The organism is Allorhizocola rhizosphaerae (genome assembly GCF_003426775.1).
Classification (GTDB): Bacteria; Actinomycetota; Actinomycetes; order Mycobacteriales; family Micromonosporaceae; genus Allorhizocola; species Allorhizocola rhizosphaerae.
On sequence record NZ_QJUG01000094.1, the window covers coordinates 20,854 to 30,647 of the forward strand.

At 69.1% G+C, this 9,794-nt stretch carries 9 protein-coding genes; 5 read left to right on the plus strand and 4 right to left on the minus strand.

Features of this window, described 5'->3' with window-relative positions; all coding sequences use genetic code 11:
- Positions 1–87: 87 nt before the first annotated feature.
- The 4 genes from rhaS to DM816_RS21055 are packed head-to-tail and all read right to left on the minus strand — an operon-like array spanning position 88 to position 4,550.
- On the minus strand, positions 88–1,137 hold the full coding sequence (gene rhaS / locus DM816_RS21040; protein WP_117212046.1) for a rhamnose ABC transporter substrate-binding protein: 1,050 nt from the start codon (positions 1,135–1,137) through the stop codon (positions 88–90).
- Positions 1,134–2,099, minus strand: a complete 966-nt coding sequence (locus DM816_RS21045) for an ABC transporter permease (RefSeq protein ID WP_211588785.1) — start codon at positions 2,097–2,099, stop codon at positions 1,134–1,136. The genes rhaS and DM816_RS21045 overlap by 4 nt, the downstream gene beginning before the upstream one ends.
- Positions 2,092–3,057, minus strand: a complete 966-nt coding sequence (locus DM816_RS21050; protein WP_117212048.1) for an ABC transporter permease — start codon at positions 3,055–3,057, stop codon at positions 2,092–2,094. Before DM816_RS21050 ends, DM816_RS21045 begins: the two co-directional genes overlap by 8 nt.
- Complete coding sequence (locus tag DM816_RS21055; protein WP_246002088.1) at positions 3,054–4,550, minus strand: sugar ABC transporter ATP-binding protein; 1,497 nt, start codon at positions 4,548–4,550, stop codon at positions 3,054–3,056. The genes DM816_RS21050 and DM816_RS21055 overlap by 4 nt, the downstream gene beginning before the upstream one ends.
- A 184-nt stretch (positions 4,551–4,734) precedes the next feature.
- Between DM816_RS21055 and DM816_RS21060 the strand changes: the two genes are divergently transcribed.
- The 5 genes from DM816_RS21060 (at position 4,735) to DM816_RS21080 (ending at position 9,585) form a co-directional block, all read left to right on the plus strand.
- Positions 4,735–5,748 carry a LacI family DNA-binding transcriptional regulator gene (locus DM816_RS21060; protein ID WP_117212050.1) on the plus strand — a complete coding sequence of 338 codons (1,014 nt, stop codon included), beginning with the start codon at positions 4,735–4,737 and terminating at the stop codon, positions 5,746–5,748.
- 5 nt (positions 5,749–5,753) lie between these two features.
- Positions 5,754–6,464, plus strand: a complete 711-nt coding sequence (locus tag DM816_RS21065; protein ID WP_117212056.1) for a (Fe-S)-binding protein — start codon at positions 5,754–5,756, stop codon at positions 6,462–6,464.
- A complete protein-coding gene (locus DM816_RS21070; protein WP_117212051.1) occupies positions 6,461–7,864 on the plus strand; it encodes a LutB/LldF family L-lactate oxidation iron-sulfur protein in 1,404 nt (467 codons plus the stop codon). The genes DM816_RS21065 and DM816_RS21070 overlap by 4 nt, the downstream gene beginning before the upstream one ends.
- 61 nt (positions 7,865–7,925) lie before the next feature.
- Positions 7,926–8,546 carry a LutC/YkgG family protein gene (locus tag DM816_RS21075; RefSeq protein WP_117212057.1) on the plus strand — a complete coding sequence of 207 codons (621 nt, stop codon included), beginning with the start codon at positions 7,926–7,928 and terminating at the stop codon, positions 8,544–8,546.
- 7 nt (positions 8,547–8,553) lie between these two features.
- Positions 8,554–9,585 carry a LacI family DNA-binding transcriptional regulator gene (locus tag DM816_RS21080; protein WP_117212052.1) on the plus strand — a complete coding sequence of 344 codons (1,032 nt, stop codon included), beginning with the start codon at positions 8,554–8,556 and terminating at the stop codon, positions 9,583–9,585.
- The last annotated feature ends 209 nt before the right edge of the window (positions 9,586–9,794 follow it).

A 9,794-nucleotide genomic window follows, 5' to 3' on the forward strand; every position in this document is an offset into this window, starting at 1 on the left:
CCGCCCACACGGCGGACGCCTTACTGCAGTTGAACTTTGCTCCTGCTAAGCAGGTCGCGGCCGGATCGCTCTTGAGGCGGCCCCGTACTAGAAATTAAATTGCTCTATATTCGAGGCGTTGAAGGTGAACGGGTCTCCCAGCAGCACGGTGGCGTCCTTGCCGACGGTGAACTCGCCGAGCTTACCGGCCTTGAACTTCTCGCCCTCCTTGCCGGTGATGATCCCGGAGGCGAGCGCGCCACCGGCGTAGGCGGCCAGGTAGCCCAGGTCGGCCGGGTTCCACAGGGCGAACGCCTTGACCGTGCCGTCCTTGACGAACGCGCGCATCTGGTTGGGCGTGCCCAACCCGGTCAGCTGCACCTTGCCCTTGTAGGTCGACCCGGACAGATAACGCGCCGCCGCCGCCACACCGACCGTGGTAGGCGAGATGATGCCCTTGAGGTTGGGGTGCTTCGCCAGCAACGCCTGCGTCTCGGTGAACGACTTCTGGTCCTGATCGTCACCGTAGACCGTGTCCACCAGCTTGAGCTTGGCGAATTCGGGCTTGGCCAGCTCCGTCTTCATCATCTCGATCCACGCGTTCTGGTTGGTGGCGTTGGCGGTCGCCGACAGGATCGCGATGTCCCCGCCGTCCGGGCCGATCGCCTCGGAGATCAGCTTGATCTGGATCTTCGCGATGCCCTCGGCCGTGGCCTGGTTGATGAACAGGTCGCGGCACGACGGCTTGGTGTCGGAGTCGAACGTGACGACCTTCGCCCCGGACTGACGGGCCTCGTTGAGCGCGCCGCAGATCGCGTCCTTGTCGTTGGCCGAAACCACAATCACGTCGGTCTTCTGCTGCGACAGCGTGTTGATGTAGCTGACCTGAGCCGACGGGCTCGCCTCCGACGGGCCGGTCTCGCTGTAAACGCCCTTGAACTCCTCCACCGCTGCCTTGCCGCCGTTGTCCGACGTGGTGAAGTAGGGGTTGTTCACCTGCTTGGGCAGGAACGCGATTTTCAGCCCGCTCTTGATGGTCCCGTCCGATCCGCCGGGACCGGTGTTGCCATTGGTGGCGTCTTCCGCGCAGGCCGTGGTGGCCAACGCCAGCGCCGCCACAGCGGCCATCGCCAACAGGCGTGGTGTCCGTGCACTCATATGCGGTTCCTTTCAAGGGTTCGGCGCAACATGCCGACGACATTCGGTCCCACGACCGAAGCGATCAGCAAGAGTCCGGTGATGACGGTTAAGGTGTTGGCTGGGACATATGCCAGTTGCAATCCGTTGCGCAGCACGCCAAGCAGCGCGACGGCGGCCAGCACGCCGAGCAGGGCGCCCCGCCCGCCGAAGATGGACACGCCGCCGAGCAGCACGGCGGCCACGACCGCGAGCTCGATGCCGGTGCCGTTGTCGGCACGGGCGCTGGCGAAACGCAACGTCCAGAAGACACCCGCCAGCGCCGACATCGCCCCGCTGGCCACGAAGAGCCAGAACTTGGTGAGCCTGACGTTGACCCCGGCGAAGCGGGCCGCCTCGGGGTTGTTGCCCATCGCGTACAGACCACGGCCGATGGGCATGGCGTGCAGGACGACCGCGAACACGACCGCGAGCGCGGCCACGACGAGGATCACCCACGGGATGGTCGTGCCGGGGATCGGTTTGATCGCCGCCGTGGTCCAGGTCTGCGGATAGTCGGACACCGCCCGGTCGCCGAGCACCACGTAGGCCAGACCTCTATACAGCGCAAGGGTTCCGATGGTGACCGCGAGGGACGGCAGCCCGAATCCGGTGATGAACAGCCCGTTGACCGCGCCGAGCGCGGCGCCGAGCAACAGGCAGATCGCGATCAGTGCGGGCAGCGAGGTCACCCCCGACACCCACAGCTGGCCCATCACCGTGCAGGTCAACCCGAGCACACTGGCCACCGACAGGTCGATCTCACCCGTGATGATCACGAGCGTCATCGGCAACGCGATGAGCGCGATCGGGATCGCCTCCAGCGTCACGAACCGCCAGAAACGTGGGCTGGCAACGCCGTCGATGGTCAGCGCACCCACAATCGCGACCACCACGAGCGCGAGCAGCACGATCGCATCCCACGACCGCAAACCTTTAACCACGGAGACTCCTCGCGATCCGGGCGGACAGGGCACGGTCGAGTCCGATGGCGGCGAGTATCAGCGCGCCCACGGCCGCGTCCTGCCAGAACGGGTTGATGCCAAGCACGGGAAGGCCCGCCCGGATCACGGTCAGCAGCACCGCGCCCAGGGCCGCGCCGTAAACCGAGCCGCTGCCGCCGAAAATCGCCACCCCGCCGACGACAACGGCGGCGACGACATTGAGCTCGGTGCCCAGACCGGCGTTGGCATCGAGCGTGCCGAACCGGGCCGCGTGCAACACGCCCGCGAGTCCGGCAAGCGCGCCACTGGCCACGAACGCCGCGAGCACGCGCCGGCCCGAAGGAATGCCGTAAAGCCGGGCGGCGGCCGGGTCGGAACCGATGGCGTACAGCTCCCGCCCACTGCGGTAGTTGCGGAGGTAGTAGCCGACCGCTACGAGCACGACGACGGCGAACAGCGTCAGCACCGGCACACCCGCAACGGTCGCCGTGCCCATGCGCAGGAATCCGGTGGGCATGTCGGCCGCGTTGATCTGTCGCCCCTGCGCCCACATGTAATCCAGACCACGGAACACATACAGCGTGCCGAGCGTGACCACAAGCGCCGGCACCCGAGCGGCGGCGATCAGACCACCGTTGACCGCGCCCAGAGCCGCACCAAACGCGACCCCGATCAGCACCATCACCGGAATCGGAAGCCCCGGCGCCGCGACGAACACCGAGCCGGTGGCAAACGCGGTCAGCCCGAGGATCGACCCGACCGACAGGTCGACGTTGCGGGTGATGACGACGATGGCCTGCCCGACCGCGAGGATCGCCAGGATGGCCGAGCCGAGCAGGAGGTCCTTGACGCTCTGCGCGCTCAGGAAGCGCGGATTGACGATGGCGGTGACCGCCACCAGGAGCACCAGCGCGAGCACGATGCCCAGCTCGCGCACGACGAAGACGCGGTGCGTCATGCGTCCGCCTGCCCGGTTGCCGCGTGCATCACGGACTCCTCTGTAGCCCGCTGTCTCGGGATGTCTGCGGTCAGCCGGCCCTCGTGCATGACCAGGACACGGTCTGCCATGCCCAATACCTCCGGTAGTTCGCTGGAAACCATGAGCACCGCCACACCCTCGGCGGCCAGTTGGGACAGCAGCCGGTGCACCTCCGCCTTGGTACCGACGTCGATGCCCCGGGTCGGCTCGTCGACGATCAGCACGCGCGGCTTGGTCGCCAGCCACTTGGCCAGCACGACCTTCTGCTGGTTGCCGCCCGAAAGGGTGGACACGGCGTCGGTGAGCCGCCCGGCCTTGACCTGTAACCGTTGCGCCCACGCCGCAGCAGCCCGCCGCTCTGATGCGCCCAGAAGCAGCCCGCCCCGGGCCAGCTCCCACCGCCGCGGCAGGGTGGCGTTGCGCTGCACCGACAGCTCCATCACCAGGCCCTGCTGACGGCGGTCCTCGGGAACCAGTGCCACGCCGGCCTTGATGGCGGCCGCGGTGTCGCCATTGGACAGACGCACCCCATCGACCAGTACCTCCCCCGCGTCATACCGATCGATGCCGAAGATCGCCCGGCACACCTCGCTGCGCCCGGCGCCCACCAGACCCGCCAGCGCCACAATCTCTCCACTGTGGACGGTGAACCCGACGTCGGCGAAGGCGCCGTCGCGCGACAGCCCGCGCACCTGCAGCCGCGGGGCGCCGACCGTGGTGTCCTGCTTGGGATACATGGCCGACACCTCGCGCCCGACCATCCGGCGCACCACCACGTCGACGGTCAGGGCGTCAACCGGATCGGTGGAGACCCACCGGCCGTCACGCATGACCGTGATGCGCTGGCACAGCGCGAACACCTCGTCGAAGCGATGCGAGATGAACAGCACGGCCGCGCCCGCGTCGCGCAGCGCGCGGGTCACCGCGAACAGCCGCTCGACCTCCACGCCGGACAGGGCGGCCGTCGGCTCGTCCATCACCAGCACGCGCGCGTCCAGCGAGATGGCCTTGGCGATCTCGACGAGCTGCTGGTCGGCGATGGACAGCCCACGCGCGGGCCGGTCCGGGTCCAGGTGCACACCCAACCGGGCGAACAGCTCGCCCGCGTCGGTGCGCATCTTCGCGGTGTCGATGCGGCGCAGGCCGCGCAGCGGCTGGCGTCCCATGAAGATGTTCTCCGCCACGCTCAGATCGGGAAAGAGCGTGGGCTCCTGATAGATGACCGCGATTCCGGCCGCGCGCGCCTCGGCCGGCCCGGACAGCCGCAGCGGCTGCCCGTCGAGGGTCACCGTGCCGGCGTCGGGAGCGTGCACCCCGGCCAGGATCTTGACCAGGGTGGACTTGCCTGCCCCGTTCTCGCCGACCAGGCCGTGCACCTGCCCACCGGCCAGCTCCAGGCGCACGTCGCGCAGCGCGGCGACAGCCCCGAAGGACTTGCTGACGCCGTCCAGCGTGAGCAGTGATGCCGACAAGTGGACCTCATCTCGGAAAGGGGTGCTTGTGAAACGTTTCATCGTCTCGCTAGGATGACGCTACGAGCCCCACGGACTGTCCGTCAAGGGGTTTCGAGGTAGATCCGATGTGTTGCCTTCGATCAATCCGGGCCGAGGAGGGCAAAATCCGTGATTCCTTTCAATGACCGGTGGGGCTAGGCCGATGGGCGCCACGACGGGAATCAAAGACGTCGCCCGGCTCGCCGGGGTGTCCGTCGGCACGGTCAGCAACGTGCTCAACCACCCGGAGCGGGTCGCCGAGGCCACGCGGCTGCGAGTCCGCCAGGCCATCGCCGAGCTGGGCTTCGTCCGCAACGACTCCGCCCGCCAGCTGCGCGCCGGCAACAGCCGCCAGATCGCCATCGTCGTGCTCGACGTGACCAACCCGTTCTTCACCGATGTGGTGCGCGGCGCCGAGATGGCCGCTGAAGACCACGGCGTGCTGGTCGTGGTCTGCAACAGCAGCGAGAGCGTCGACCGGGAGCGGCGTCACCTGGATGTGCTGGAGGAGCAGCGGGTGCGCGGCGTGCTCATCACACCGGTCGACGACGCCCACACCTCACGGCTCGAACTACTCATCGCGCGCGGCACGCCGGTGGTGCTCGTCGACCGCGGCTCGGGCTGGCCCAGCCGGTGCTCGGTGGCCGTCGACGACGTGTTCGGTGGTCGGCTGGCCGCCGAACACCTCATCGCCCGCGGCCATCGACGCGTCGCGTTCGTCGGCGGACCGATGAGCATCCAGCAGGTCATCGACCGCCATCGCGGCTTCTCGGCGGCGCTCGGCAAGACAGCGCGCCTGATCACCGTGGACACGCCCAACCTGACGGTCACCTCTGGACGCGTGGCCGCCGGCCAACTCGCGGAGCTGCCCGCGCAGCAGCGGCCGACTGCGGTGTTCTGCGCCAACGATCTGCTCGCCCTTGGGGTACTGCAAGGGCTGACGCACCGTGGCCTGCGCGTGCCAGAGGATGTGGCCATCGTCGGTTACGACGACATCGAGTTCGCGGCTGCCGCGGCGGTGCCGCTGTCGTCGGTGCGCCAGCCACGGGAGCAGCTGGGCCGCACCGCCACTGAACTGCTGCTCGACGAGATTCAAGCCAACGGCGACCACCAGCACCGGCACGTGCTCTTCCAGCCCGAGCTGGTCGTGCGGGCCTCGACCGAGAAGGTTCCGTGATGGGCATGCGGATAGCCCTGTTCGCCACATGCTTGGCCGACGCCATGTTCCCCGAGGTCGCCATCGCCACGGTGACCGTCCTCGAACGGCTCGGCCACGAGGTCGTCTTCCCGCGAGGGCAAACCTGTTGTGGTCAAATGCATATCAATACCGGGTACCAGCGCCAGGCCCGCAAACTGGTCGGCCACCACGTGGACGTGTTCGAGCCCTATGACGCGATCGTCGCGCCTTCGGGGTCGTGCGTGGGATCGGTGCGCCATCAGCACGCCGCGATCGCACGCGACCCCGTGCTTGCCGAGCGAGTGGCCGCGAAAACGTGGGAGTTGTCGGAGTTTCTGGTCGATGTGCTCGGCGTGGTCGATGTGGGCGCGTCCTTCCCGCACCGCGTCACCTATCACCCGACGTGCCACAGCCTGCGGATGCTGCGCGTGGGCGACAAGCCGCTGCGGCTGTTGCGTGCCGTGCGCGGCATCGAACTCGTCGAGCTGCCCGCGGCCGACCAGTGCTGCGGCTTCGGCGGCACGTTCGCGCTAAAAAACGCGGACACCTCCGCGGCGATGCTCGCCGACAAGATGCGTCACATAGTGCAGACCGATGCGGAGGTCGTCACGGCCGGGGACTCCTCATGCCTCATGCACATCGGCGGTGGCCTGTCCCGCGCGGGCACAGGCGTGCGCACCCTCCACCTGGCCCAGATCCTAGCGAGCACATTATGAACCCCCTGCACGGCATAGAGCCGTTCCCGGTCGCTGCCCGCAAGGCATTGGCGGATAAGCAATTACGGCGCAACCTCGGCCACGCGACGGCGACCATCCGTGACAAACGCGCGCGGGTCGTCGCGGAGGTCCCCGACTGGGAGGAGCTGCGCCGGGCCGGCGAGGCCATCAAGGCGGCGACGATGGCCCGGCTCGACGAGCACCTGATCGAGCTCGAAAAGCAGGTCACCGCGCGGGGCGGGCGGGTGCACTGGGCCCGCGACGCGGCCGAGGCCAACCGGATCGTCACCGAGCTGGTCCAGGCCACCGGCGCCCGCGAGGTGGTGAAGGTCAAGTCGATGGCGACCCAGGAGATCGGGCTCAACGAGGCGCTGGAGGCCGCCGGGATCGCCGCCGTCGAGACCGACCTCGCCGAGCTGATCGTCCAACTTGGACACGACCGGCCCAGCCACATTCTGGTCCCCGCGATCCACCGCAACCGCACCGAGATCCGCGACATCTTCCTGCGCGAGATGTCCGGCGTCGACCCGGATCTGACGGACGATCCGCGACAGCTGGCCATGGCCGCGCGTGCCCACCTGCGCGCCAAGTTCCTCACCGCCAAGGTTGCCGTCTCCGGGGCGAACTTCGCCGTCGCCGAGACCGGCACGATCGCCGTCGTCGAGTCGGAGGGCAACGGACGCATGTGCCTGACCCTGCCCGAGACGCTGATCACGGTCATGGGCATCGAGAAGGTCGTTCCACAGTGGACGGATTTGGAGGTGTTCCTGCAACTGCTGCCGCGCTCGTCGACCGGTGAGCGGATGAACCCCTACACGTCGACGTGGACCGGAGTCACGCCCGGCGACGGTCCGCAGGAGTTCCATCTGGTGCTGCTCGACAATGGCCGCACGTCCGTGCTGGCCGACGAGGTCGGGCGCAGTGCGCTGCACTGCATCCGGTGTTCGGCGTGCCTCAACGTGTGTCCCGTCTACGAGCGCACCGGCGGGCACGCCTACGGCAGCGTCTATCCCGGCCCCATCGGCGCGATCCTGAGCCCGCAGCTGACCGGGATCAAGAACAACGCTTCACTGCCTTACGCGTCAACGCTTTGCGGGGCATGCTATGACGTGTGCCCGGTGCGCATCGACATCCCGACCATTCTGGTGCACCTGCGCGCCCAGGCTCCCGCGCCGGCGGCCGAGGCCGTCGCGATGGCCGGTGTGGCGTGGGCGATGGCGGGGCCGCGCCGGTTCCGGTTCGCCGAGTTCCTGTTGCGGCTCGGACGGTTGCTTGGCCGCCGCGGGCGGATCCGCCGCCTGCCGCCGCCGCTGTCGGCGTGGACCGCTTCGCGCGACCTGCCGGTCCCGGCGGCGCAGACCTTCCGCCAGTGGTGGCGCTCGGCACGGAGGCCCCAATGACACGCCCCTCCCAGACTTTGCCAAGCACGTTGCGCGATCTGCGCGGGGGCCGGTGGTGGCGATGAGCGCGCGCGACGAAATCCTCGGCCGGATCCGCGGTGCTGTCGGGCCGGCACCAGCCGTGCCGCCGGTGCCGCGCGACTACGACGTCTCCGGCGGGCACATCACCGAACCGATGGAGTTGCTCGCCGACCGGCTACGCGACTATGCCGCGACGGTGTTCACGTGCGCACCGGCCGATTTGGACGAGAGGCTCGCAGACATCACACGCGGCTGGCGGGTCGCCGTCCCGGCGCAAGCGCGGTTTGCTGTGCCGGGAGCCGTGCGCGATGATCCGCCGCTGCCCTACTCCGATCTCGACGCGGTCGACGCCGTGCTGACCGGCTGCGCCGCGGCGTGCGCCGACACCGGCACCATCGCGCTCGACGCCGGCCCCGACCAGGGCCGGCGCGCACTGACCCTGATCCCCGACCGTCACGTCTGCGTCGTGCACGCCGACCAGGTCGTGCGCAGCGTCCCCGAGCTGGTGCGGCGCCTGGATCCGCACCGCCCGCTGACGTTCATCAGTGGCCCGTCCGCCACGAGCGACATCGAGCTCAACCGGGTCGAAGGCGTGCACGGCCCGCGCAGTCTCATCGTCGTGCTCGTCGATCCAGTAGGGTCAGGCTCGGGTCGAAGGTGAGGCGGCGATGGCGGAGGCAAACAACATCAAGGAGGTGGCCCGGCGCGCGGGCGTTTCCCTGGGCACGGTCAGCAACGTGCTCAACCGGCCCGAGACGGTCACCCCGGCGATCCGCCAGCGCGTGCTCGACGTCATCAAAGAGGTCGGATATGTGCGCAACGACTCCGCGCGTCATCTGCGCGCCGGGCGCAGCCGGACCGTGGCGATCGTCGTGCTGGACGTGGCCAACCCGTTCTTCACCGACATCGTGCGCGGTGCCGAACAGGTCGTCGAGCGAGCGGGCGGCATGCTCGTCGTCTGCAACAGCGGTGAAGACCTGGCCCGCGAGCAACGCCACCTCGACGCGCTGGAGGAGCAACGGGTGCGGGGTCTGCTCATCACGCCGGTCGGCCGCAGCAGCAAACGCGTCGAACGGCTCGTCAAGCGCGGCATCCCGGTCGTGCTGGTCGACCGCGGCTCGGGCGAGGCCAACCGCTGCTCGGTCGCGGTTGACGACGTCATGGGTGGCCGGCTGGCCGCCGATCACCTGGCCAAGGCGGGGCACCGCCGGATCGCCTTCGTGGGCGGACCGTTCACCATCACGCAGGTGACCGACCGGCACGCCGGCGCCACCCAGGCATTGGCAGACCGTGACGGCGACATCGACCTGCAGGTCATCGAAACCCGGTCGCTGTCGGCAAATGCGGGCCGCGGGGCCGCCGAGTCGATCTGCGCCCTGCCCACGGCCAAACGCCCCACTGCGGTCTTCTGCGCCAACGATCTGCTGGCCTTGGGCGTGTTGCAGGGGCTGACCACGGGCGGGCTACGCGTGCCGCAAGACGTGGCGCTGATCGGCTACGACGACATCGACTACGCGGCGTCGGCCGCCGTGCCGCTGACATCGGTGCGCCAGCCGCGCGAGCAGCTCGGCCGCACGGCCGCGCAGTTGCTGCTGGAGGAGGCCGACGACGCCGACCGGCACGGCCACCGCCACGTGGTCTTCGAGCCGCAGCTGATCGTGCGCCAATCCACCTCAACAGTGCGCCGCAAGGGCCGATAGCCGTCCCGTCCGGGCGAGGTCCGCCGAGCCGGAGGCCCCATCTTCGATCCAATCGCGACAGTCGCGGCACGGCCGAAGCGCTTCCCCTCTTCCACGCCAAGGCGGCGTGCGGACGGTCGAGCCGGTCGGCAGCGGCAGCGGCAGCGGCAGCGGCAGCGGCAGCGGCAGCGGCAGCGGCAGCGGCAGCGGCAGCGGCAGCGGCAGCGGCA